This is a genomic window from Leclercia sp. TB492 (genome assembly GCF_049974505.2).
Taxonomy (GTDB): Bacteria; Pseudomonadota; Gammaproteobacteria; order Enterobacterales; family Enterobacteriaceae; genus Enterobacter; species Enterobacter adecarboxylatus_C.
In genome coordinates, this window is the sequence record NZ_CM127572.1 from 415,328 (window position 1) to 438,206 (window position 22,879).

Annotated in this window: 18 protein-coding genes; 9 read left to right on the top strand and 9 right to left on the bottom strand. The window is 58.4% G+C overall.

The genetic code is table 11. From position 1 onward, the window contains the following. Window positions 1–178: 178 nt before the first annotated feature. Entirely contained in the window at window positions 179–1,828 is a 1,650-nt protein-coding gene (locus ACP4QI_RS01960; protein WP_426495436.1) for a methyl-accepting chemotaxis protein, read from the top strand. 233 nt (window positions 1,829–2,061) lie between these two features. Here ACP4QI_RS01960 and ACP4QI_RS01965 read toward each other — a convergent pair whose 3' ends face one another. The 3 genes from ACP4QI_RS01965 to ACP4QI_RS01975 all read right to left on the bottom strand — a co-directional run bounded on the left by ACP4QI_RS01965 (window position 2,062) and on the right by ACP4QI_RS01975 (window position 4,856). Continuing rightward, a complete protein-coding gene (locus tag ACP4QI_RS01965) occupies window positions 2,062–3,027 on the bottom strand; it encodes a DMT family transporter (protein ID WP_231313863.1) in 966 nt (321 codons plus the stop codon). Window positions 3,028–3,102: 75 nt separating this feature from the next. Continuing rightward, window positions 3,103–3,927 (bottom strand): AraC family transcriptional regulator, encoded by an 825-nt coding sequence (locus ACP4QI_RS01970; RefSeq protein WP_142487981.1) that lies wholly within the window; start codon window positions 3,925–3,927, stop codon window positions 3,103–3,105. A gap of 80 nt (window positions 3,928–4,007) precedes the next feature. Then, window positions 4,008–4,856: an SDR family oxidoreductase gene (locus ACP4QI_RS01975; RefSeq protein WP_426495437.1), complete on the bottom strand. Its 849-nt coding sequence runs from the start codon at window positions 4,854–4,856 to the stop codon at window positions 4,008–4,010. Window positions 4,857–4,945: 89 nt separating this feature from the next. On the opposite strand from ACP4QI_RS01975, the gene ACP4QI_RS01980 reads away from it, so the two are divergent. Further along, on the top strand, window positions 4,946–5,326 hold the full coding sequence (locus ACP4QI_RS01980) for a winged helix-turn-helix transcriptional regulator (RefSeq protein ID WP_197090553.1): 381 nt from the start codon (window positions 4,946–4,948) through the stop codon (window positions 5,324–5,326). A 48-nt stretch (window positions 5,327–5,374) separates the two neighbouring features. Here ACP4QI_RS01980 and ACP4QI_RS01985 read toward each other — a convergent pair whose 3' ends face one another. Continuing rightward, the gene (locus tag ACP4QI_RS01985) at window positions 5,375–7,318 is read right to left on the bottom strand and encodes a bifunctional 2',3'-cyclic-nucleotide 2'-phosphodiesterase/3'-nucleotidase (RefSeq protein ID WP_426495438.1); all 1,944 of its coding nucleotides are present in this window, start codon (window positions 7,316–7,318) and stop codon (window positions 5,375–5,377) included. A gap of 190 nt (window positions 7,319–7,508) precedes the next feature. Between ACP4QI_RS01985 and cysQ the strand changes: the two genes are divergently transcribed. Then, window positions 7,509–8,249 (top strand): 3'(2'),5'-bisphosphate nucleotidase CysQ, encoded by a 741-nt coding sequence (gene cysQ / locus ACP4QI_RS01990; RefSeq protein ID WP_426495439.1) that lies wholly within the window; start codon window positions 7,509–7,511, stop codon window positions 8,247–8,249. On the opposite strand, the gene ACP4QI_RS01995 is transcribed toward cysQ, so the two are convergent. Beyond that, window positions 8,243–8,800, bottom strand: coding sequence for a YtfJ family protein (locus ACP4QI_RS01995; RefSeq protein ID WP_142487986.1), 558 nt, complete (start codon window positions 8,798–8,800; stop codon window positions 8,243–8,245). The genes cysQ and ACP4QI_RS01995 overlap by 7 nt on opposite strands. A gap of 325 nt (window positions 8,801–9,125) precedes the next feature. Here ACP4QI_RS01995 and ACP4QI_RS02000 point away from each other — a divergent pair, with 325 nt between their 5' ends. Then, the gene (locus ACP4QI_RS02000) at window positions 9,126–9,332 is read left to right on the top strand and encodes a DUF1107 domain-containing protein (RefSeq protein ID WP_032616223.1); all 207 of its coding nucleotides are present in this window, start codon (window positions 9,126–9,128) and stop codon (window positions 9,330–9,332) included. A gap of 58 nt (window positions 9,333–9,390) precedes the next feature. Here ACP4QI_RS02000 and ACP4QI_RS02005 read toward each other — a convergent pair whose 3' ends face one another. Together ACP4QI_RS02005 and msrA are read right to left on the bottom strand one after the other, a co-directional pair. After that, window positions 9,391–10,728 (bottom strand): hemolysin family protein, encoded by a 1,338-nt coding sequence (locus ACP4QI_RS02005; RefSeq protein WP_142487987.1) that lies wholly within the window; start codon window positions 10,726–10,728, stop codon window positions 9,391–9,393. 188 nt (window positions 10,729–10,916) lie between these two features. Continuing rightward, a complete protein-coding gene (gene msrA, locus ACP4QI_RS02010) occupies window positions 10,917–11,558 on the bottom strand; it encodes a peptide-methionine (S)-S-oxide reductase MsrA (RefSeq protein WP_142487988.1) in 642 nt (213 codons plus the stop codon). 224 nt (window positions 11,559–11,782) lie between these two features. On the opposite strand from msrA, the gene tamA reads away from it, so the two are divergent. Genes tamA through ACP4QI_RS02025 form a run of 3 tightly spaced genes read left to right on the top strand, consistent with a single transcriptional unit; the run spans window position 11,783 to window position 17,636 of the window. Next, window positions 11,783–13,516 carry an autotransporter assembly complex protein TamA gene (gene tamA / locus ACP4QI_RS02015; protein ID WP_426495440.1) on the top strand — a complete coding sequence of 578 codons (1,734 nt, stop codon included), beginning with the start codon at window positions 11,783–11,785 and terminating at the stop codon, window positions 13,514–13,516. After that, on the top strand, window positions 13,513–17,289 hold the full coding sequence (gene tamB / locus ACP4QI_RS02020) for an autotransporter assembly complex protein TamB (protein WP_426495441.1): 3,777 nt from the start codon (window positions 13,513–13,515) through the stop codon (window positions 17,287–17,289). Before tamA ends, tamB begins: the two co-directional genes overlap by 4 nt. A gap of 2 nt (window positions 17,290–17,291) precedes the next feature. Next, window positions 17,292–17,636, top strand: coding sequence for a gamma-glutamylcyclotransferase family protein (locus ACP4QI_RS02025; protein ID WP_142487991.1), 345 nt, complete (start codon window positions 17,292–17,294; stop codon window positions 17,634–17,636). 37 nt (window positions 17,637–17,673) lie between these two features. Here ACP4QI_RS02025 and ACP4QI_RS02030 read toward each other — a convergent pair whose 3' ends face one another. Both ACP4QI_RS02030 and ppa read right to left on the bottom strand, forming a co-directional pair. Beyond that, a complete protein-coding gene (locus ACP4QI_RS02030) occupies window positions 17,674–19,257 on the bottom strand; it encodes a methyl-accepting chemotaxis protein (protein ID WP_426495442.1) in 1,584 nt (527 codons plus the stop codon). Between the two features lie 219 nt (window positions 19,258–19,476). Further along, the gene (gene ppa, locus ACP4QI_RS02035; protein WP_103178006.1) at window positions 19,477–20,004 is read right to left on the bottom strand and encodes an inorganic diphosphatase; all 528 of its coding nucleotides are present in this window, start codon (window positions 20,002–20,004) and stop codon (window positions 19,477–19,479) included. A 309-nt stretch (window positions 20,005–20,313) separates the two neighbouring features. Here ppa and ytfQ point away from each other — a divergent pair, with 309 nt between their 5' ends. Together ytfQ and ytfR are read left to right on the top strand one after the other, a co-directional pair. Further along, window positions 20,314–21,270, top strand: coding sequence for a galactofuranose ABC transporter substrate-binding protein YtfQ (gene ytfQ / locus ACP4QI_RS02040; protein ID WP_032616231.1), 957 nt, complete (start codon window positions 20,314–20,316; stop codon window positions 21,268–21,270). Window positions 21,271–21,373: 103 nt separating this feature from the next. Further along, entirely contained in the window at window positions 21,374–22,876 is a 1,503-nt protein-coding gene (gene ytfR, locus ACP4QI_RS02045) for a galactofuranose ABC transporter, ATP-binding protein YtfR (protein ID WP_426495443.1), read from the top strand. Window positions 22,877–22,879: the final 3 nt, after the last annotated feature.

The window sequence follows — 22,879 nt, forward strand, 5'->3', positions numbered from 1 at the left end:
CCCTTTAGGAGCAGTGGGTAAAAAGGCGGGTAATTCACAAAACTTTCTTATGGTTTAACTTGCTGAATGGATTTAATTATTTCCAAAAAATAGGGTGGTTAGACCACGAAACATTAAATAACACGCTTGCTCTGCCGATATGTCCTCAACAGACAATGTCCTGCACATAAGGTTAAGAATGTTTAAACGGATTAAAGTAATCACCCTGTTAGTCTCGGTACTGCTGGTGCTCGGGCTGATGCAAATCATCGCCGCGACGGTTTTTATCAATGCCCTGAACAATGATAAGCGCAATTTCACCGTCTCCCAGCTGTCAAGCCAGAACGTGGCAGAGTTTACCGACGCGTGGATCAGCCTGAACCAGGCGCGCGTTACCCTTAACCGCGGCATGCTTCGTCTGCAAAGCAGTACGGCGACCGAGATCAACGGCACGCAGCTGGGCGAGCTGGTCACCGCCGGGAAAGCGCGGCTGGCCGAAGCGCAGGGGCACTACGACAAATACTACGCCCTGCCGGAAACACCGGGCATGGATGAGAAGCTGGCCGATCGGCTGGAAGAGCAGTACCGCGCTTACCACACCACGCTGACGAACATGAACGCGCTGCTGGCCGAGGGCAAGCTGGACGATATGTTCAAGCAGAATGCCGAGCAGAAGCAGGTGGCGATGCAGGCTGTTTACCGCGAATGGCGTGAAGTGCAGGCGAAGCTGACCAGCGCGGGCATCACCGATAACGAGAATGACTACCAGCGTATCCTGTGGATCCTCTCGGCCATTATGGTGGTTGTGGTGGCGGTCATCGTTGCCAGCTGGATCGCCATGCGCAACGTGCTGCTGAAGCCGCTGCATGAGGTGATTGCACATATTCGCGCCATTGCCGCTGGCGACCTGACGCAACCGATCGATGCCCACGGCCAGAATGAGATGGCGCTGCTGGCGCATAACGTTCACGAGATGCAAAAGGCGCTGGCTAACACCGTGGGCGTGGTGCGTGATGGGGCGGATACCATTTTCACCGGCGCTGGTGAAATCTCCGCAGGCAGTAATGACCTCTCTTCCCGTACCGAGCAGCAGGCGGCCTCGCTGGAAGAGACCGCAGCCAGCATGGAGCAGCTGACCGCTACCGTGAAGCAGAACGCCGATAACGCCCGTCAGGCGTCACGCCTGGCGCTGGATGCCTCCACCACCGCGAAGAAAGGCGGCAACGTGGTTGAAGGCGTGGTGCGGACCATGGACGAGATCGCCACCAGCTCCAGCAAAATCGCCCAGATCACCAACGTGATCGATGGTATCGCCTTCCAGACCAACATTCTGGCGCTGAACGCGGCGGTAGAAGCGGCGCGTGCCGGTGAGCAGGGACGTGGGTTTGCAGTAGTGGCAGGAGAAGTGCGTACCCTGGCCCAGCGCAGCGCGCAGGCCGCGAAAGAGATCAAAGGCCTGATTGACGACTCTGGCGCGCGCGTCAGCGCGGGTTCCGCACTGGTGAATGAAGCCGGGGCGACGATGGCGGAAATCGTCAGCGCCGTCACCCGCGTGACTGACATCATGGGCGAAATCGCTTCCGCTTCGGATGAGCAGAGCCGCGGTATCGACCAGGTGGGTCAGGCGGTGGCCGAGATGGATCGCGTCACCCAGCAGAACGCCTCGCTGGTTGAGGAGTCTGCGGCAGCGGCGGCGGCGCTGGAAGAGCAGGCGGCGCGCCTGAACGAGGCGGTGGCGGTGTTTAAGATTGTTCACGGTCAGGCGGCCAAAGCGGCACCAGTGAAAACCTATACCGCAAAAGCGAAACCGGTGCTGGCCACAACGGATGCTAACTGGGAAACCTTCTGACAGACGCCGGGTGGCGCTAACGCTTACCCGGCCTACGAAACCTGCCGGGTGGCGGCTTCGCCTTACCCGGCCTACGAAACCTGCCGGGTGGCGGCTTCGCCTTACCCGGCCTACGAAACCTGCCGGGTGGCGGCTTCACCTTACCCGGCCTACGAAACCTACTGGGTGGCGGCTTCGCCTTACCCGGCCTGGGAAACCGTAGGCCCGGCAAGCGTAGCGCCGCCGGGCAATATCTACAGCTCCGAAGCCGGAACGACCAGGGGTTTTTCCGGCTTCGCGCTGACCGCGATCACCACTCCCACAACCAGCAACACAATCCCCGTGCCGGTTAACAGCGGCGGCAGACTCTGGCGCATCAGGAAGGTATACAGTAGTCCGGCCAGGGTTTCGAAAACGATCAACGGCCCCAGGATCACCGTCGGCAATTTCTGGCTGGCGACGTTCCAGCACAGAGCACCTACCCACGAGCAGCAGACGGCAATCGCCACCATCAGCCCGAGGAAGACCCAGGGACGCGGCCCCAGCGGCAGGGCGAAGTCCGGCTGCTGCACGTTCAGCCAGGCGCAGGCGGCGAGATAGCCCAGCAGCGATACCGGCAGCGTTACCAGCGCCTGCGCGGTAGCCCACATCATCGGATGTTTGTCAGGATTTTCCCGCAGCCAGCGGGCATTACGCAGGGCATACCATGCCCAGCAGACCACCGACACCGACGCCAGCAGGATCCCCGAGACATAGCGCCAGCCGCTGCCTCCGGCCACGCCGTGCCGCAGCTCGGCAATGTTGACGCAGGCCAGCCCCAGGGCAATGGCGATCAGCCCGGGCACCATCTTCGACCATGCCAGCTTGCCGTCGCGCTGGCTGTAGAGCAGATTGGCGAACACCGGGATCACCACCGGCAGCGTGCCGATGATCATCGTTGAGACGGGGGCCCCGGTACGCTGAATGGCGCTCGCCAGACAGATGTAATAGATGAGGTTGCCCATCATGGTCAGCGCCAGCGCGGTCAGCCAGTCGCGACCGGTAAGCTGGCGTAACCGCGCGCGGCCGAGCCAGGCGATCGGCAGGGCGATCAGCCCCAGCGCCAGGTAACGCCCCATCGACTGCAACGCCGCCGGGTACTCCGGCACAATCAACGGGCCGACAAAAATCAGCCCCCACATCAACCCTGCAAGCAGGGCATACAACACGCCGCTAACCATTTTTCTATCCATTTTCGCTGAACCTGCTGGCAGTGTAGAAAGGCAAAAGGGGGGCGTATTGTATGAGATTGCGCATTAGCGCTTCGCGACCTGTTTCTGGTAGCGCACGGGGGTGATGCCGTACCGACGCGTAAACGCCCGGGTCAGGTGCGACTGATCGGTCAGGCCCGTCGCGGCGGCCACTTCTGCCGCCGGGAGCCCTTGAGTAAGAAAGGCTTTGGCGCGCCACAGGCGGATCGCCATCAGCATCTGGTGGGGCGTGACGTGAAAATGGGCTTTAAACTGGCGCTGGAAATGATACGGGCTGAGCGACACCACCTGCGCCAGCTCATCGAGGGTCAGGGAGTGCATATAGTTGTCATGCAGATAGTCGCGCACGCGCTCGAAGCGATGCGTCCCTTCGTGCAGAACCGGGGCATGGCGCGCCAGCGGCTGGAAGGTATCAATCAGATCCAGCAGCATTCCCTTTTGCGCCAGCGGATCGTCGGTATGCCACAGGCCATAGATCAGCTGCCCGATCTGCTGCGAACGGCGGGGATCGTGGCGGGTAACCTCGCTGAACCACCAGTGGCGGATACCCGTCACCTCTTCCAGTAGATCCGGCTCGAGGTAGATCATGCGGTAGCGCCAGCCGTCGGCGGTTTCGGCCTCGCCGGTATGCAGCTCATCGGGATTCATGGTGACAACGGAATGGACGGGAGCGACGTACTGCGTCCCGCGATAGCGAAAGCGTTCGGCACCGGCTTCAATAGCGCCGATACCGAAGGCCTCGTGGGTGTGGGGCTCAAAGGCGTAGCGGGAGATATGGGCGTGATACAGCTCCACGCCCGGCAGCTGCGCCAGATGGCGGAAGCGCGCGCTGTCTCTCTCATCAAAGAACTGTTCGGGTACGCCTTGCACGGTGAGCCTCCTCGCGGGTCAGATCTCATTATCAGAGATGACCCGCAGGGATGCCACAATAATTAACCAGCTTTTAACAATTACAGGATGCCCTTCACGCTCTCGGCCAGGGGGGTAGTCGGACGGCCCAGCAGCGCGCGCAGAGTATGGCTGTCATCAAACAGACCGCCCTTCGAGGCACCAACGTCGGAGTCGGCCAGCATATCCGCCAGGCCCGCCGGCAAGCCCACGCCCTTCAGCGCGGCGGCAAAATCGGCTTCGCTCAGATTCTGGTACACCACGTTTTTCCCGCTCTGGCGGCTCAGTTCGGCAGCCAGTTCGCCTAACGTCCACGCCTGGTCGCCTGCCAGCTCATAGACTTTACCAGCATGACCCTCTTCGCTGATGACGCGGGCCGCAGCGGCGGCATAGTCGGCGCGGGTGGCAGAGGCGATTTTGCCTTCACCCGCAGAGCCGATGAACACGCCATGCTCCAGAGCCGGTGGGGCGCTGGCGAGGTAGTTTTCGGTATACCAGCCGTTACGCAGCAGGGCGTAAGGAATGCCGGAGGCTGCCAGCGCTTTTTCGGTGTCGACGTGTTCCACGTGCAGCCCCAGCGGGGAAGTGTCGGCATGCAGCAGGCTGGTGTAGGCGATAAATTTCACGCCCGCCGCCTTCGCCGCGTTAATCACGTTCTGATGCTGCGGCGCACGCTGGCCCACTTCGCTGGAGGAGATCAGCAGCAGTTTATCCACGCCCGCAAGCGCGGCAGTGAAGGCGGCCTGGTCGGTGTAATCGGCCTGACGGACGGTCACACCCTGCTGGCTCAGCGCGTCGGCCTTCGCCGGGTTACGCACAATGGCGACCAGCTGGCTGGCCGGAACGGTTTTCAGCAGCTGTTCAATAACGAGTTGGCCAAGCTGGCCGGTAGCGCCGGTAATCGCGATCATGATGAATATCCTTCGTCTCGTGTGAATGTTGTGGCACACTAACACTCAAGCTAACTTTTAGTAAGTACGTACAAAAAGGTAAGTATCAAATGACGAATCCAACCCTTAGCGAGCAACTGCGCGACGGCAATCTCTTTGCCGAGCAGTGCCCTTCCCGGGATGTGCTCAAGCATGTGACCAGCCGCTGGGGCGTGCTGATCCTGGTGGCGCTGCGTCAGGGGACGCACCGCTTTAGCGATCTGCGCCGCAAGATGGGCGGGGTGAGCGAGAAGATGCTGGCCCAGTCGCTGCAGGCCCTGGAGCAGGATGGGTTTATTAATCGCGTGTCGTACCCGGTGGTACCCCCGCACGTGGAGTACAGCCTGACGCCGCTGGGAGAGGAGGTGAGCGAGAAAGTAGCGGCGCTGGCCGACTGGATCGAGCTGAATTTACCCCAGGTGATGAGCAACCGGGACGAGCGTGCGGCGTGATGCCGGGTGGCGGCTGCGCCTTACCCGGCCTACAAAACGCACTTGCTGCTATTTGCTCAAATCTAATTGATAAATCGCGAATCCGATCTCATCGGTCGCGACCTGCTGCATCGGATACTGCGCTTTCTCTTTGATAAACGCCGCCGCTTTCTCTGATGGCGATGTCTCAAAGCGAACATCCAGCTTCACGTCGCTGTGGATCGGCGCCAGACGCCAGTTGTTATCCGCTGCCGGGTGGATTTCACCCGATTTTTTCGACTGCTCACCGATCCATGCCGCCAGCACCGAGCGGTTCTCGTCCGGTGAGGCGAAGGCGATATGGCTGTCGCCGGTCCCGGCAAACTTACCGCCGTAGGCGCGGTAGTTATTGGTCGCCACCAGGAAGGTCGCTTTTGGATCAATGGGTTTGCCGTTGAAGGTCAGGTTTTTGATACGCTCCGCCTGAGCATTCACCACCTGGCACTCGCCGTCATATTTCGCCGGCCGGGAGACATCAATCTGGTACTCCACGCCGTCGATCACGTCGAAGTTATAGGTGCGGAACCCGTCCCAGTTGATCAGCGACTGCGGCTGGGTGCTGTTCTTATCGATTTGGTTGAACTGTCCGGCCGAGCACTCCAGCCACTCCTTCACCTCCTGACCGGTGGCTTTGACCACCACCAGGGTGTTCGGATAGAGATACAGGTCGGCGGCGTTACGGAAGGTCAGCTGGCCTTTTTCCACTTCGACGTAGCTGGCCGGATCGTTCTTGCGCCCGCCCACCTTAAACGGCGCGGCGGCGGAGAGCACCGGCAGTTTCGCCAGGTCCGGATCGCCCTGAATATAGCGCTCCACGTAGGCTTTCTGCGCCATGTTCACCACCTGCACGGTGGGATCGTCCTGCACCAGCGACAGGTAGCTGTACATGTTGTCGGAAGACTTACCGATCGGCTTGCTGACAAACTCGCGGGTGGCGTCGTGGTCGTGCTTCAGCACCTCGACGATCTTTTTATCCTCGCCCACCAGCGCTTTTTTGGCCGCCAGATCGTAAATCGGTCGCGCTTCGGCCTTCGACTCAGTGACCTGCCATTTGCCGCCGTCATTATTCAGCACCAGATCGACCACCCCAAGGTGATCGCCCCACATGCCCGGCATCACTGCCGGCACGCCGTTGAGCGTCCCTTTGGCAATATCCGCCCCTTTGATGCTGGCGAAATCTTTGCCCGGGAATACCGCGTGAGCATGGCCGAAGAGAATGGCGTCGACGCCTTTCACTTCGCTGAGGTAGTAGACCGAGTTTTCCGCCATCGCCTGATACGGATCGGCAGAGAGACCGGAGTGGGCCACCACCACCACCAGATCGGCGCCTTTCTCGCGCATCTCCGGCACATACTTACGGGCGGTTTCGGTAATGTCGTTGACCGTCACTTTGCCGCTCAGGTTGGCCTTATCCCAGGTCATGATCTGCGGCGGCACAAAGCCGATATAGCCAATCTTCAGGGTCTGCGCTTTCCCGTCCTGGTCGACCACGGAAGTCTCTTTGATCAGATAAGGGGTGAACAGCGGCTTGTTGGTCTTAACGTCGATGATATTGGCGTTAACGTACGGGAATTTGGCCCCGGACAGCGCCATGTGCAGATAATCCAGCCCGTAGTTAAACTCATGGTTACCGAGGTTGCCCACCGCGTAATCCAGCGTGTTCAGCGCCTTGTAAACCGGGTGGATATCACCCTTTTTCAGACCTTTCGCCGCCATGTAATCGCCAAGCGGACTACCCTGAATTAAGTCCCCGTTATCGACCAGCACGCTGTTTTTCACTTCGCTGCGGGCGGCGTTAATCAGGCTGGCGGTGCGCACCAGGCCAAACTTTTCCGTCGGCGCATCTTTGTAGTAGTCGAAGTCCATCATATTGCTGTGCAGGTCGGTCGTTTCCAGAATGCGGAGATCGACCGTCGCTGCCTGTACGCTCGCTGCAATCAGCGTCGCCAGGAGCGTTGCGCTAAACTTAATCATCAGAGGAGTCCTTTTTTTGAACCAGGCCACAAAAGAATATGTATCTATATTTTTTTGCTTACATAATTGTGAATCCTGCCAGAAAAAAGAGCCCTGAAACCGGAATTGCTTCACAGATAGCGGATTTATTCACAATGCGATATAAATAAAACAAAGAGTTAAACCCACTGTGTTAACAAAGAGGTGGAGAATGTTAGATAAAATTTGTCAGCTCGCACAGGATGCGGGCGATGCCATCATGCAGGTCTATGATGGCAAGATCCCAATGGACGTGATCCAAAAAATCGATGACTCACCGGTGACCGCCGCCGATCTCGCGGCGCACGGGGTGATCCTGCAGGGTCTGCAGGCGCTGACGCCCGATATTCCGGTGCTGTCAGAAGAAGATCCTCAGCCCTGGGATGAGCGCCAGCACTGGCAGCGTTACTGGCTGGTCGATCCGCTGGATGGCACCAAGGAGTTCATCAAACGTAATGGTGAATTCACCGTGAACATTGCCCTGATTGAGAAAGGCAAAGCGGTGCTGGGGGTGGTCTATGCCCCGGTGCTGAAGGTGATGTACAGCGCCGCCGACGGCAAAGCGTGGAAAGAAGAGTGCGGCGTGCGTAAGCAGATTCAGGTGCGTGATGCCCGTCCGCCGCTGGTGGTGATCAGCCGTTCGCACTCGGATAACGAACTGCAGGAGTATCTGCATCAGCTGGGTGAGCATCAGACAACCTCGATTGGCTCCTCGCTGAAGTTCTGCCTGGTGGCAGAAGGGCAGGCGCAGCTCTATCCTCGTTTCGGGCCGACCAACGTCTGGGATACGGCGGCAGGCCACGCCGTTGCCGCCGCCGCGGGAGCGCACGTTCACGACTGGCAGGGCAAGCCGCTCGACTATACCCCGCGTGAATCCTTCCTCAATCCCGGCTTCCGGGTCTCGCTTTACTGACCGAGCAGCTTATGCAGCAGGGCAATCACCTGCTGCACCTCTTCCTGGGTCAGCGCCCCGTCTTTCGCCCACTGAACGCGGCCCTCTTTATCCAGTACGGCCGCCGCTGAACTCTCTTCTTCCAGCTGCCACGCGCCGCGTGCCGTACCGTTACTGTCGACGATGATCTGCGACCACGGATAAAGCTTTTTATTGCTCTCCAGGCTGCTGCGCACAAACATGCCGGAGCCCGGGATGGCATCGTCGGTGTTGACGATGGTGGTGGTCTGGTAACTATCTTTTGGTAAATGTGCCGACTTGATCGCTTCAATTAAGGTTGCGTTTTTCTCTTTTGCCGACGAGCGGCCGGCAATATGTAGCACAACTCGCACTTTGCCTGGGAGCTGCGCGCTATTCCATTTTTTGTAGCTAAACTCATTATTGTCGAGGATCAATTCTCCCCGGTCGGCAATGCCCACCGGCGGCACACGTTGTCCCTTCTCGAAATTATGTGCAGAAGCCATCAGTGGCAGCAACAGGCAGGCAGTTGCCAGGATGTTACGTAGGGTCATAGTGTTTCCTTATTTTTTTGGCAGGTGATCCGACCACTTGGTCATAGGTTTTAATCATAAGTGCGATCGCGGCGCTTTACCCGCAATCCCGGTGCCAGAGTGAGGGGGAACGCACATATCTGCACAAAAACGAAGGCATATACTGTTCGAAAGTGACCATTGCAAAGAATATTCTGATTATTTGTCATCAAAAGGTAAATAAACTTATGCAGACTGGGTGTCACCGTTTTTCTCGTCTATAGTCATTGGGCAACAAAATTTGCGCTCCAGAGAGTCGGCCCGATTGTGGCGCCGCAAGAGCGTATGATTCGCAGGAGATAATAGAATGAAAATTTTTCAACGCTACAATCCGCTTCAGGTGGCGAAATACGTAAAAATCCTGTTCCGTGGACGGTTGTATATCAAGGATGTTGGCGCTTTTGAATTTGATAAGGGCAAAATCCTTGTCCCAAAAGTGAAGGATAAACAGCACTTTTCTGTGATGTCCGAAGTCAACCGTCAGGTTATGCGTCTGCAAACTGAGATGGCTTAACCAACGTGCTATGCAGTAAAAAAAACGGCTCCCAGAGGGAGCCGTTGATGTTTCTGGCTTAGGCCGAAGCGTTCTCTTCGGCATCCGGCAGTTTCGGCACCAGCACGGTGGGCTTGTTGTCGATGCGCGTCACCAGCAGCTGGTCGATGCGGTAGTTGTCGATATCCACCACTTCGAACTTGTAGCCCGAGAACTTCACCGAGTCGGTGCGTTTCGGGATCTTACGCAGCATAAACATCATAAAGCCGCCAATGGTCTCGTAGTTGCCGGACTGCGGGAACTCGTCGATATCCAGCACGCGCATCACGTCGTCAATCGGCGTGCCGCCGTCCACCAGCCATGAGTTCTCATCGCGCGCCACAATCTGCTCTTCCAGACCCTGGCCCACCAGGTCACCCATCAGGGTGGTCATCACGTCATTGAGGGTAATGATCCCCACCACCAGCGCGTATTCGTTCATGATCACCGCGAAGTCTTCCCCGGCGGTTTTGAAACTTTCCAGCGCCTCGGAGAGCGTCAGGGTGTCCGGGACAATCAGCGTATTGCGGATCTGCACGCCGCTGTTCAGGGCCAGGCTCTGGTTCGCCAGCACGCGGTTCAGCAGGTCCTTGGAGTCGACATAGCCAATGATGTGATCGATATCTTCATTACAGACCAGGAACTTGGAGTGCGGATGTTCCGCCACCTTGGTCTTCAGGCTCTGCTCGTCTTCGTGCAGATCGAACCAGATCACGTTCTCGCGGCCGGTCATTGATGACGGCACGGTACGGGACTCCAGCTCAAACACGTTCTCGATCAGCTCATGCTCCTGCTTACGCAGCACCCCTGCCAGCGCACCGGCCTCGAACACGGCGTAAACGTCATCAGAGGTGATGTCGTCTTTACGCACCATCGGCAGCTTGAACAGGCGGAAAATGGTGTTCGCCAGGCCGTTAAAGAACCACACCAGCGGACGGAACACGAACAGGCAGAAGCGCATCGGGTTGATGATGCGCAAAGCCACGGCTTCGGGCGCAATCATACCGATGCGTTTCGGGGTCAAATCGGCAAACAGAATGAACAGGCCGGTCACCAGCGAGAAGGAGAGGATAAAGCTCAGCTGCTCGGAGAGTTCAGGGGAAAAGTACTTAGAGAACACGCTATGGAACACCGGGGAGAAGGCGGCATCGCCGACAATACCGCCCAGGATAGCGACCGCATTGAGGCCAATTTGCACCACGGTGAAGAACATCCCCGGGTTTTCCTGCATTTTCAGCACACGTTGAGCATTAATATCGCCATCATCGGCGAGAAGTTTGAGTTTAATTTTACGGGATGCGGCCAGGGAAATTTCTGAAATTGAGAAAAATGCACTGACGGCTATCAGACAAAGTATTACTAAAATACTGTTTAACATATCTTATCCGGCTTCTCGCCAGATCCTCGGAGGGAAGTTGGTCACACAGGGTTGTAGACATTTTGAACACCGGTCCGAAGCGGTAGGCCGGTTATTTCAGCGGCTAGTATAGCGTAACGAACTGTAAAGTCGCCAGAGATCACTTTTTGAGCCGGTTCTGCCCACAAACAGGCAGAACCGGTTTACTGTTATGCCAGCTGAGGCGGCAGGCAAACGCCAATACCACCTATACCGCAGTAGCCGTACGGATTTTTATGCAGATACTGCTGGTGATCGTCTTCTGCGTAGTAGAACGGCAGAGCGGTGGCGATCTCGGTCGTCACCTGACGGTCGTCGTTGGCGTCGCGCATCGCCTGCTGGAAGCGCGCCAGGCTGTCGCGGGCCGCCGCGTCCTGTTCCGGAGTGAGCGGATAGATCGCCGAGCGGTACTGGGTGCCGTGGTCATTACCCTGACGCATGCCCTGCGCCGGGTCGTGGTTTTCCCAGAACACCTGCAGCAGCTGTTCATAGCTGATGACGTTCGGGTCATACACCACCCGTACCGCCTCGGCATGGCCGGTCTGGCCGGAGCAGACTTCGCGGTAGGTTGGGTTAGGGGTATAGCCGCCGGTGTAGCCCGCCGCAGTGCTGTAGACCCCCGGCAGCGGCCAGAACAGGCGCTCCACGCCCCAGAAGCAGCCCATTGCGAACAGGGCGATCTCCATCCCGTCGGGAACATGGGTCATCGAGTGACCGTTCACGGCGTGCAGCGTGGCGACGGGCATAGGGGTGTTACGTCCCGGTAATGCATCCGCCTGAGCAACAAGGTGCTTTTTATCGAATAAACTCACGGTGTGACCTCCGGGTAGGTGATGTTTGGGTTAAGGTTGTCACGACGCGTTTAATTGAACACAATAAATGCGGTGAATGAGTCTAGATTTAAACATAAGAAATATTAGGTTGTTTAACCATTTTTCAACCCGTGAATTGGGTTTTGGGCTTTATGCCGTGATCTGCTGCGGAGCGGCACTTCATATGCTTCCAGGGGTGGAAACAAGGATATTCAGGAGAAAACGTGCCAAAAATCCGCCAGTTATGTTTAGTCAGTTTCTTGCTGACAAGCGGAGTCGCCGATGCGGCGAATGTTCGTTTGCAGGTTGAGGGGCTATCCGGCGCGCTGCAAAAAAACGTACGCGCACAGCTCTCCACGATCCAGAGCGACGAAGTGACGCCAGACCGTCGCTTCCGCGCCCGCGTGGATGACGCCATCCGCGGCGGTTTAAAAGCGCTCGGCTATTACGAACCCACCATCGACTTTGAGTTGCGTCCACCTCCGGCCAAAGGGCGGCAGGTGCTGATTGCCCGCGTCAAGCCGGGCGAGCCGGTGCTGATCGGCGGCACGGACGTGGTGCTGCGTGGCGGCGCGCGCACCGACCATGACTACCTTGATCTGCTGAATACGCGGCCGAAGAACGGCACCTTGCTCAATCACAGCGATTATGACGGCTTCAAAAAAGATCTCACTAAAGTGGCGCTGCGCAAAGGCTACTTCGACAGCCAGTTCAACAAAAGCCAGCTGGGCGTCTCTCTCGACCGGCATCAGGCGTTCTGGGACATCGATTACGACAGCGGGGAACGCTACCGCTTCGGCGATGTGACCTTCGAAGGCTCGCAAATCCGCGACGAGTACCTGCAGAACCTGATCCCCTTTAAAGAAGGCGACTATTACCAGTCGAAAGATCTGGCCGAGCTTAACCGCCGCCTCTCTGCTACCGGCTGGTTTAACTCGGTAGTGGTGGCCCCGGAGTTTGATAAAGCGCGCAAGACCAAAGTGCTGCCGCTGCATGGCGTGGTCTCGCCGCGCACCGAGAACACCATCGAGACCGGGGTCGGCTACTCCACCGACGTCGGTCCGCGGGTAAAAGCGACGTGGAAAAAGCCGTGGATGAACTCCTACGGCCACAGCCTGACCACCAACGCCAGTATCTCCGCGCCCGAGCAGCAGCTCGATTTCAGCTATAAAATGCCGCTGCTGAAAAACCCGCTTGAGCAGTATTACCTGGTGCAGGGCGGCTTTAAGCGTACCGATCTGAACGATACCGAAGCCGACTCCACGACCCTCGCCGTGTCACGCTACTGGGACCTCTCCAGCGGCTGGCAGCGCGCCATTAACCTTCGCTGGAGCCTCGATCACTTTACCCAGGCCAACGTCACCAACACCACTATGTTGCTCTATCCTGGGGTGATGATCAGCCGGACCCGCTCCCGCGGCGGGCTGATGCCGACCTGGGGCGACTCCCAGCGCTATTCGGTGGACTACTCCAATACCGCCTGGGGCTCGGATGTTGACTTTGTGGTGGTGCAGGCGCAGAACGCCTGGATCCGCACCCTCTATGACCGCCACCGTTTTGTGATGCGCGGCAATCTGGGCTGGATTGAAACCGGCGACTTCGAGAAAGTGCCGCCGGATCTGCGCTTCTTCGCCGGGGGCGATCGCAGCATTCGTGGCTATAAATACAAATCCATCGCGCCGAAAGATGACGACGGCAAGCTGATTGGGGCCTCGAAGCTGGCTACCGGCTCGCTGGAGTATCAGTACAACGTCACCGGAAAATGGTGGGGGGCGACCTTTATCGACAGCGGGGAAGCGGTGAGCGATATCCGCCGCAGCGACTTTAAAACTGGCGCGGGCGTCGGGGTGCGCTGGGAGTCACCGGTCGGGCCGATCAAGCTCGATTTCGCCGTGCCGGTGGGGGATAAAGATGAACACGGTTTACAGTTTTACATCGGTCTGGGGCCTGAATTATGAGTTTATGGAAGAAAGTCAGCCTCGGTGTTGTGCTGTTTATCCTGCTGCTGCTGTCCGCGGTGGCCTTTCTGGTGGGCACCACCAGCGGGCTGCATCTGCTGTTTAAGGCGGCTAACCGCTGGGTACCGGGGCTGGAGATTGGCCAGGTCACCGGCGGCTGGCGCGACCTGCATCTGAAAAACGTCCGCTATGATCAGCCGGGCGTGGCGGTCAACGCCGGGGATCTGCACCTGGCGGTGAAGCTCAGCTGTTTGCGCGACAGCAGCCTGTGCATCAACGATCTGTCGTTAAAGGATGTCTTCGTGACGATAGATTCAAAAAAAATGCCGGAAGCGGCGCCGCCCGCCGAAGAGGAGAGCGGGCCGCTGGATCTCTCGACGCCATACCCGATTACCCTTAGCCGGGTGGCGCTGAATAACGTCAACGTCAAAATCGACGACACCACCGTGTCGGTGATGGACTTCACCTCCGGCCTGCGCTGGCAGGAGAAGAACCTGACCCTGACCCCGACCGCTTTGCAGGGCCTGCTGATTGCCCTGCCGAAAGTGGCGGAGGTGGCGCAGGAAGAGATCGTCGAGCCAAAAATTCAGAATCCGCAGCCGGAAGAGAAGCCGCTGGGCGAAACGCTGAAAGATCTCTTCTCTAAACCTGTCCTGCCGGAGATGACCGACGTTCATCTGCCGCTGAACCTCAATATCGAAGAGTTTAAGGGCGAGCAGCTGCGCCTGACCGGCGATACCGATCTGACCGTCTTCAACATGCTGCTGAAGGTGAGCAGTATCGACGGCAACATGAAGCTCGACGCGCTGGATATCGACACCAACCAGGGGAGCGTCAACGCCACCGGCAATGCGCAGCTGCGGGATAACTGGCCGGTGGATATCACCCTCAACAGCAGCCTGAACATCGACCCGATCAAGGGCGAGAAGGTGAAGCTGAAGGTCGGCGGCGCCCTGCGCGAGCAGCTGGAGTTTGGCGTGAACCTCTCCGGCCCGGTGGATCTGGTGCTGCGCGGCCAGACCCGGCTTGCCGAGGCGGGCCTGCCGCTCAACCTGGAAGTGGTCAGCGAACAGCTCTACTGGCCCTTCACCGGCGAGAAGCAGTATCAGGCCGATGACGTAAAGCTGAAGCTCACCGGCAAAATGACCGACTACACCCTGTCGTTCCGCACCGCGGTGAAAGGGGAGGGGCTGCCTCCCGCCGGTATCACACTGGATGCGAAGGGGAACGAGCAGCAGATCAACCTCGATAAGCTGACGGTTGCGGCGCTGGAGGGGAAAACCGAGCTGACGGCGCTGCTCGACTGGCAGAAGGCGATCAGCTGGCGCGGGGAGCTGAAGCTCACCGGGATCAACACCGCCAAAGAGGTACCGGACTGGCCATCGAAGCTCAACGGACTGATTAAAACCCGCGGCAGCCTGTACGGCGGCAGCTGGCAGATGGACGTACCGGAGCTGAAGATCACCGGCAACGTGAAGCAGAACAAGGTGGATGTACATGGCTCGCTGAAGGGCAACAGCTACCTGCAGTGGATCATCCCGGGTCTGCACGTGGCGCTGGGCCGCAATACCGCCGACATCAAGGGCGAGCTGGGGGTGAAAGATCTGGATCTGGATGCCACCATCGACGCACCGAATCTTGATAATGCCCTGCCAGGGCTGGGCGGAACGGCGAAAGGGCTGGTTAAGGTGCGCGGCACGGTCGAGGCCCCGCAGCTGCTGGCCGATATCACCGCCAACGGCCTGCGCTGGCAGGAGCTCACCATCGCCCGCGTTCGCGTCGACGGCGATGTCAAATCCACCGACCAGATCGCCGGGCACCTGAACCTGCGCGTCGATCGTATTTCCCAGCCGGGCGTAAACCTCAGTCAGGTGACGCTGGAAGCCAAAGGTAGCGAGAAGCAGCACGATCTCCAGCTGCGCGTGCAGGGCGAGCCGGTCTCCGGCCAGCTGCACCTGGCCGGCAGTTTTGACCGTAAAGAGATGCGCTGGAAAGGCACCCTGGATAACACCCGCTTCGCCACCCCGGTGGGACCCTGGTCGTTAACCCGCTCCATTGCGCTGGATTACCGCAACGCGGAGCAGAAGATCAGCATCGGGCCGCACTGCTGGACCAACCCGAACGCCGAGCTGTGCGTGCCGCAAACCGTTGACGCAGGGGCCGAAGGACGGGCGGTGGTGAACCTCAACCGCTTTGACCTCGCGATGCTCAAGCCGTTTATGCCGGAGTCTACCCAGGCCAGCGGCGTGTTTAGCGGCAAGGCCGATGTCGCCTGGGATGCCACCAAACCAGGACTGCCGCAGGGCAACGTCACGCTCTCCGGGCGTAACGTGAAGGTGACGCAGGTGGTGAACGATGCGCCGCTGCCGCTGGCGTTTACTACCCTGAATCTGACCGCCGATCTGCATAACAACCGCGCCGAACTGGGCTGGCTCATCCGCCTCGCCAACAACGGCCAGTTTGACGGCCAGATCCAGGTGACCGATCCGCAGGGGCAGCGCAATCTGGGCGGCAACGTCAACATCCGCAATCTCAACCTGGCGATGGCGAACGCCATTTTCTCCCGCGGCGAGAAGGCGGCCGGGATGCTGAACGCCAACCTGCGGCTGGCCGGCAGCGCGCAAAGCCCGCAGCTGTTTGGTCAGATGCAGCTTAACGGGGTGGATATCGACGGCAACTTTATGCCGTTCGATATGCTGCCGAGCCAGCTGGCGATGAATTTCAACGGCATGAGCTCGACGCTGGCGGGGACCGTTCGCACCCAGCAGGGACAGATCAACCTCAGCGGCGATGCCGACTGGAGCCAGATCGACAACTGGCGTGCGCGGGTGGCGGCCAAGGGCAGCAAGGTGCGCATCACCGTGCCGCCGATGGTGCGGCTGGACGTCTCGCCGGACGTGGTCTTTGAGGCCACGCCGCAGCTGTTCACCCTCGACGGCCGGGTCGATGTCCCATGGGCGCGCATCGTAGTCCATGACCTGCCGGAGAGCGCGGTAGGCGTCTCCAGCGATGAGGTCATGCTCGATAACAATCTGCAGCCGGAGGAGACGCAGCGGGCCTCTATCCCGATCAACAGCAACCTGATCGTGCACGTCGGCAACAACGTGCGGCTGGATGCCTTTGGCCTGAAGGCGAGGCTGACCGGCGATCTGAAGGTCGCGCAGGATAAACAGGGGCTGGGTCTCAACGGGCAGATCACCATTCCGGAAGGGCGCTTCCACGCCTACGGCCAGGATCTGATTGTGCGTAAAGGCGAGCTGCTGTTCTCCGGTCCGCCGGATCAGCCGCTGCTGAATATCGAAGCGATCCGTAACCCGGAAGCCACCGAGAATGACGTGATTGCCGGGGTGCGCGTGACCGGCACCGCGGACGAACCGAAAGCGGAAATTTTCTCCGACCCGGCGATGTCCCAGCAGGAAGCGCTCTCATACCTGCTGCGCGGGCAAGGTCTGGACAGCAATCAGAGCGACAGTGCGGCGATGACCTCAATGTTAGTCGGCCTGGGGGTTGCACAAAGTGGTCAGGTTGTGGGTAAAATCGGGGAGACGTTTGGCGTAAGCAATCTGGCGCTGGACACCCAGGGAGTCGGTGACTCTTCCCAGGTGGTGGTCAGCGGCTATGTACTGCCGGGTCTGCAGGTGAAATATGGCGTGGGGATCTTTGACTCGCTGGCGACACTCACGTTACGCTATCGCCTGATGCCTAAGCTATATCTGGAAGCGGTGTCTGGCGTAGATCAGGCACTCGATTTGCTCTATCAGTTTGAGTTCTAGCAATGCGAATATTTGTCTACGGTAGTTTACGAACCAGGCAAGGCAACAGCCACTGGATGACCAACGCCCAGTTGCTGGGGGATTACAGTATCGAGAACTACCAGTTGTACAGCCTGGGCCACTATCCAGGCGCGGTTCCGGGGAACGGAGCAGTGCACGGTGAAGTGTATCGTATTGATAATGCCACGCTGGCCGAACTTGATGCCTTGCGCACAAGAGGCGGGGAATACGCTCGCCAGTTGATCCAGACACCTTACGGCAGTGCATGGATGTACGTGTACCAACGTTCGGTGGACGGCCTGACGCTGATTGAAAGCGGTAACTGGTTAGACAGAGACCAGTACTGAGATAAACAACGCCACCCTCGGGTGGCGTTGTTTTTTGTTATGCCCCTTCCTGGCGCAGCTTAAAGATCTGCACCGTCTCCAGCAGCTGTTCAGCCTGGCGATGCATCGCCTGCGCCGCCGCGGACGACTCCTGCGAAAGCGTAGCGTTTTGCTGCGTGGCGGCATCCATATGGGTGACGGCCACGTTCACCTGATCGATGCCGGTGCTCTGCTCGTGGCTGGCTAACGAGATCGCCTCAATCAGTTCACTCACCTTGCTGACGCTGTGCAGAATACCGGCCATGGCAACTCCGGCTTCTTTGACCTGACCATTACCCTCATCGATGCGGCTGACAGAGCGATCGATAAGGACGCGGATCTCTTTGGCGGCCGAGGCGGAACGCTGGGCCAGGGCGCGCACTTCAGCAGCCACCACCGCGAATCCACGGCCTTCGGTTCCCGCCCGGGCGGCTTCGACCGCGGCGTTCAGCGCAAGGATGTTAGTCTGGAAGGCGATACTGTCGATCATGCTGATAATGGTGTTGATCTCGCTGGAGAAATTATGGATCTCGCTCATGGTCTGCATGGCACGATCCACGGCCTCTTCCCCCTGACGCGCCACCAGACGGGCATTGCGGGCCAGATCGCTGGCGGTGCGTGAATGTTCCGCGTTGCTTTTGACCACCGAGGTCAGCTCTTCCATTGAGGCGGCGGTCTGCTCCAGGGCACTGGCCTGGGCTTCGTTACGGGAAGAGAGTTCATGGCTGCCGCTGGCAATCTGTGCCGAGGCGGTGGCGATGGTCTCGGTGCCGCTGCGTACCCCGGACACAATGCGGGTCAGGTTGATGTTCATCTCCTGCAGGGCATGCATCAGTTCGGCCGTCTCATCGCGACCGGCAACCGTAAAGCGGGACTGCAAATCCCCGGCGGCCACGGTACGGGCGATGCTGACCGCCTGGGCCAGGGGCCGGGTGATGCTGCGAATTAACCACCAGGTCACCAGCATTCCGGCGCCGAGAGTTAATGCCATCGTCAGCACCAGCATCCAGCGGGTCTGCTGATAGCGGGCCTGGTTCTGGTCAGCGATCTGCTGGTGAAGCACCTTTGCGTGCCGGAGGGTGTTTGCCACCACCTCGTCGATCATTCTGGTCGGTTCACGGTCAATGCCGGTGACCTGCCTATCCACGCGCTGGGCGCTGGTTACATCCCCCACCTGATAATCGGCCAGCGCTTTCAGGTACTGTTGCTCCAGCCCGGTGTGGATCTGACGGGTTGCCAGCACCTCGCGATTATCCATACCGATTTTGGGCAGCAGCTCGCTCAAATGGGTGAGCAGCGCCTGGGTGGCCTGGCTCTCGCGACTAAAGGCATTTTTGTATTTATCGAACGCCTCCTGTCCCTGGGCTCCGCGCAGCAGCGTGTTCTTCCACTCCTGCACCTGGATCTTGAACTGCACCTGGGCGCTACGCGCGGTATCGATGCTTTCGGTGATGGACTGCTCCATCGTCATAATCTGTTCTTGCTGCGTCAGGCTGTTGTTGTTAATCGCCAGCCCGCGCAGGCCGGTGAAGAGCGTTGCAAGCAGCAGCAGTGCGGCCAGCAGCCCCAGCCGCTGGCCAATGGTAAGGGTGTTGAGTTTCATCTGTAGCAGGTATTTCCCTGGTGAAATAAAGCGATCGTGATCACGTAACGAAGGTATCGACCGACGGCTGACAGACTTTAAGAGAGCGAAGGGGGATTAGGGCAGGAGAAACACGCTATCTAACTAATACTTCATGAGAAAACGTCTATGTGACAGTTTAGTGACAATTGACGGGCATAAAAAAGCCCCGACGTGTCGGGGCGTTTCGCAGGGTAAGAATTACTTCTTAGCGCGCTCGAAGGAGGCAACGATTTCCGCTTTAGCAGCTTCTGCGTTGTCCCAGCCTTCCACTTTCACCCATTTGCCTTTCTCGAGATCTTTGTAGTGCTCGAAGAAGTGGGCGATCTGCGCTTTCAGCAGTTCTGGCAGGTCGTTCACATCTTTAATGTGATCGTACTCTTTGCTCAGCTTAGTGTGCGGTACCGCAACCAGTTTCGCATCTTCACCGGCTTCGTCGGTCATCTTCAGCACGCCAACCGGACGGCAGCGGATCACGGAGCCCGGCTGCAGTGGGTATGGTGTTGGGACCAGCACGTCTACCGGGTCACCGTCCAGGGACAGGGTGTGGTTGATGTAACCGTAGTTGCACGGGTAGAACATCGCGGTAGACATGAAACGGTCAACGAACAGCGCGCCGGTGTCTTTGTCGATTTCGTATTTGATAGGATCAGCGTTCGCCGGGATTTCGATAACTACGTAGATGTCTTCCGGCAGTTCTTTACCCGCTGGGACGTTGAGTAAGCTCATGTCTGTGTCCTTTAAAATGATTGGTAATCAAGTGGCGAGTATTATAGCCAACTGGCGCCGAATGTCTTCGCCTGTTTTCGCCATTCCCTTCTCGCGGATGCCACTATCAGCCCTTTCTCATGACAAGATAATCCATAAACTCAGCCGCATTTTTAATGGCTCAATGAAAGCGATTACAAACTTGTGATTAACGTTTTATTCACTTCTCTGAAGTGTGATGTAACACACTCCGTTACATCTCGCATTGTCTATAGTCTGTTCGCAGAACACCTTTTACCCAACAATAAACTACCCTACGAGGACGTTCTTATGTGGAAGCGCTTACTTCTTGTCACAGCAGTTTCAGCAGCCATGTCGTCTATGGCGATGGCCGCCCCATTAACCGTAGGATTCGCACAAGTCGGCTCGGAATCAGGCTGGCGAGCGGCTGAAACCAACGTCGCGAAAAGCGAGGCCGAAAAGCGCGGCATCACGCTGAAAATCGCAGATGGTCAGCAAAAGCAGGAAAACCAGATCAAAGCGGTACGCTCTTTTATCGCCCAGGGCGTTGACGCCATCTTCATTGCGCCGGTCGTGGCAACAGGCTGGGAGCCGGTGTTGAAAGAAGCCAAAGATGCCGAAATTCCGGTGTTTCTGCTCGATCGTTCCATCGATGTAAAAGACAAATCTCTCTATATGACTACCGTTACCGCCGACAACGTCCTGGAAGGTAAATTAATCGGTGAGTGGCTGGTGAAACAGGTGGATGGCAAGCCGTGTAACGTGGTTGAGCTGCAGGGCACCGTCGGCGCCAGCGTGGCCATCGATCGTAAGAAAGGCTTTGCTGATGCCATCTCCAAAGCGTCAAACATCAAGATTATCCGCTCTCAGTCCGGCGACTTCACCCGCAGTAAAGGGAAAGAGGTTATGGAGAGCTTCATCAAAGCCGAGAACAACGGCAAAAACATCTGCATGGTTTACGCCCATAACGACGACATGGTGATCGGCGCCATTCAGGCCATTAAAGAAGCGGGTCTGAAACCGGGCACCGATATTTTGACCGGCTCCATCGACGGCGTGCCGGATATCTATAAGGCGATGATCGATAAAGAGGCCAACGCCAGCGTTGAGCTGACGCCAAACATGGCAGGCCCGGCCTTCGACGCGCTGGAAAAATTCAAGAAAGACGGCACCATGCCGGAGAAAGTCACCATTACCAAATCCACCCTCTACCTGCCTGATACCGCTAAAGAAGAGTTAGAGAAGAAGAAAAATATGGGCTACTAAGCTCCAGTGAAAATGCCGGGCGACGCTGCGCTTGCCCGGCCTACGATACGCTTTTTGTAGGCCGGATAAGCGTAGCGCCATCCGGCGTGATGCAGGGGGAACCATGACCACAAACCAACACCAGGAAATCCTCCGCACAGAAGGATTGAGCAAGTACTTTCCCGGCGTGAAAGCGCTGGATAGCGTCGATTTCAGCCTGCGCCGTGGCGAGATTATGGCGCTATTAGGCGAGAACGGCGCCGGGAAATCGACCCTGATTAAAGCCCTGACCGGGGTGTATCACGCCGATCGCGGCACCATCTGGCTGGAAGGCCAGGCCATTTCGCCCAAAAATACCGCCCATGCCCAGCAGCTGGGGATCGGGACGGTTTATCAGGAAGTGAACCTGCTGCCGAACATGTCGGTGGCCGATAACCTGTTTATCGGTCGCGAGCCACGACGCTTTGGCCTGCTGCGCCGCAAAGAGATGGAAGCTCGCGCCACGAAGCTAATGGAGTCCTACGGCTTTTCCCTCGACGTGCGCGAACCGCTGAACCGTTTTTCGGTGGCGATGCAGCAGATCGTCGCCATCTGCCGCGCCATCGATCTCTCCGCCAAAGTGCTGATCCTCGATGAACCCACCGCCAGCCTGGACACCCAGGAGGTGGAGATGCTCTTCACCCTGATGCGCCAGCTGCGCGACCAGGGGGTGAGCCTGATCTTCGTCACCCACTTCCTCGATCAGGTCTATGAGGTGAGCGACCGCATTACCGTGCTGCGTAACGGCAGCTTTGTCGGCTGCCGCGAAACCCGCGAGCTGCCGCAAATCGAGCTGGTGAAAATGATGCTCGGCCGCGAGCTGGAGACCAACGCCCTGCAGCGTGCGGGCCGGACGCTGCTCAGCGAGAAACCCATTGCGGCATTTAAGGATTACGGCAGGAAGGGAACTATTGCCCCCTTTAACCTGGAGGTACGTCCCGGCGAGATTGTCGGCCTGGCGGGGCTGTTAGGCTCCGGTCGTACCGAAACCGCCGAGGTGATCTTCGGCATTAAGCCTGCCGACACCGGCACTGCCCTGATTAAAGGCAAGCCCCAGGCGCTGCGCTCCCCGCATCAGGCCTCCAGCCTCGGGATCGGTTTCTGCCCGGAAGACAGGAAAACCGACGGGATTATTGCCGCGGCCTCGGTGCGCGAAAACATCATTCTGGCCCTGCAGGCCCAGCGCGGCTGGCTGCGGCCCATTCCGCGTAAAGAGCAGAACGCCATTGCCGAACGCTTTATTCGCCAGCTGGGCATCCGTACCCCGAGCGCGGAACAGCCGATCGAGTTTCTCTCCGGCGGCAACCAGCAGAAGGTGCTGCTGTCGCGCTGGCTGCTGACCAAACCGCAGTTCCTGATCCTCGACGAGCCGACGCGCGGTATCGACGTGGGGGCGCATGCGGAGATCATCCGCCTGATCGAAACCCTCTGCGCCGACGGCCTGGCGCTGCTGGTTATCTCGTCGGAGCTGGAGGAGCTGGTGGGCTACGCCGATCGCGTGATCATCATGCGTGACCGGCAACAGGTGGCCGAGATCCCGCTGGACGCGCTGTCCGTTCCGGCAATCATGAACGCCATTGCGGCATAAGGA

What these genes read in the sequence shown, in the direction of transcription:
- ACP4QI_RS01965 (WP_231313863.1), bottom strand. Translation starts at nt 3,027, where the DNA reads ATGGTTAGCGGCGTGTTGTATGCCCTGCTTGCAGGGTTGATGTGGGGG.
- ytfR (WP_426495443.1), top strand. Translation starts at nt 21,374, where the DNA reads ATGACCACAAACCAACACCAGGAAATCCTCCGCACAGAAGGATTGAGC.
- ACP4QI_RS01995 (WP_142487986.1), bottom strand. Translation starts at nt 8,800, where the DNA reads ATGACCCTACGTAACATCCTGGCAACTGCCTGCCTGTTGCTGCCACTG.
- ppa (WP_103178006.1), bottom strand. Translation starts at nt 20,004, where the DNA reads ATGAGCTTACTCAACGTCCCAGCGGGTAAAGAACTGCCGGAAGACATC.
- ACP4QI_RS01985 (WP_426495438.1), bottom strand. Translation starts at nt 7,318, where the DNA reads ATGATTAAGTTTAGCGCAACGCTCCTGGCGACGCTGATTGCAGCGAGC.
- ACP4QI_RS02030 (WP_426495442.1), bottom strand. Translation starts at nt 19,257, where the DNA reads ATGAAACTCAACACCCTTACCATTGGCCAGCGGCTGGGGCTGCTGGCC.
- ACP4QI_RS01975 (WP_426495437.1), bottom strand. Translation starts at nt 4,856, where the DNA reads ATGATCGCGATTACCGGCGCTACCGGCCAGCTTGGCCAACTCGTTATT.
- ytfQ (WP_032616231.1), top strand. Translation starts at nt 20,314, where the DNA reads ATGTGGAAGCGCTTACTTCTTGTCACAGCAGTTTCAGCAGCCATGTCG.
- ACP4QI_RS02000 (WP_032616223.1), top strand. Translation starts at nt 9,126, where the DNA reads ATGAAAATTTTTCAACGCTACAATCCGCTTCAGGTGGCGAAATACGTA.
- cysQ (WP_426495439.1), top strand. Translation starts at nt 7,509, where the DNA reads ATGTTAGATAAAATTTGTCAGCTCGCACAGGATGCGGGCGATGCCATC.
- ACP4QI_RS02025 (WP_142487991.1), top strand. Translation starts at nt 17,292, where the DNA reads ATGCGAATATTTGTCTACGGTAGTTTACGAACCAGGCAAGGCAACAGC.
- ACP4QI_RS01960 (WP_426495436.1), top strand. Translation starts at nt 179, where the DNA reads ATGTTTAAACGGATTAAAGTAATCACCCTGTTAGTCTCGGTACTGCTG.
- ACP4QI_RS01980 (WP_197090553.1), top strand. Translation starts at nt 4,946, where the DNA reads ATGACGAATCCAACCCTTAGCGAGCAACTGCGCGACGGCAATCTCTTT.
- tamB (WP_426495441.1), top strand. Translation starts at nt 13,513, where the DNA reads ATGAGTTTATGGAAGAAAGTCAGCCTCGGTGTTGTGCTGTTTATCCTG.
- ACP4QI_RS02005 (WP_142487987.1), bottom strand. Translation starts at nt 10,728, where the DNA reads ATGTTAAACAGTATTTTAGTAATACTTTGTCTGATAGCCGTCAGTGCA.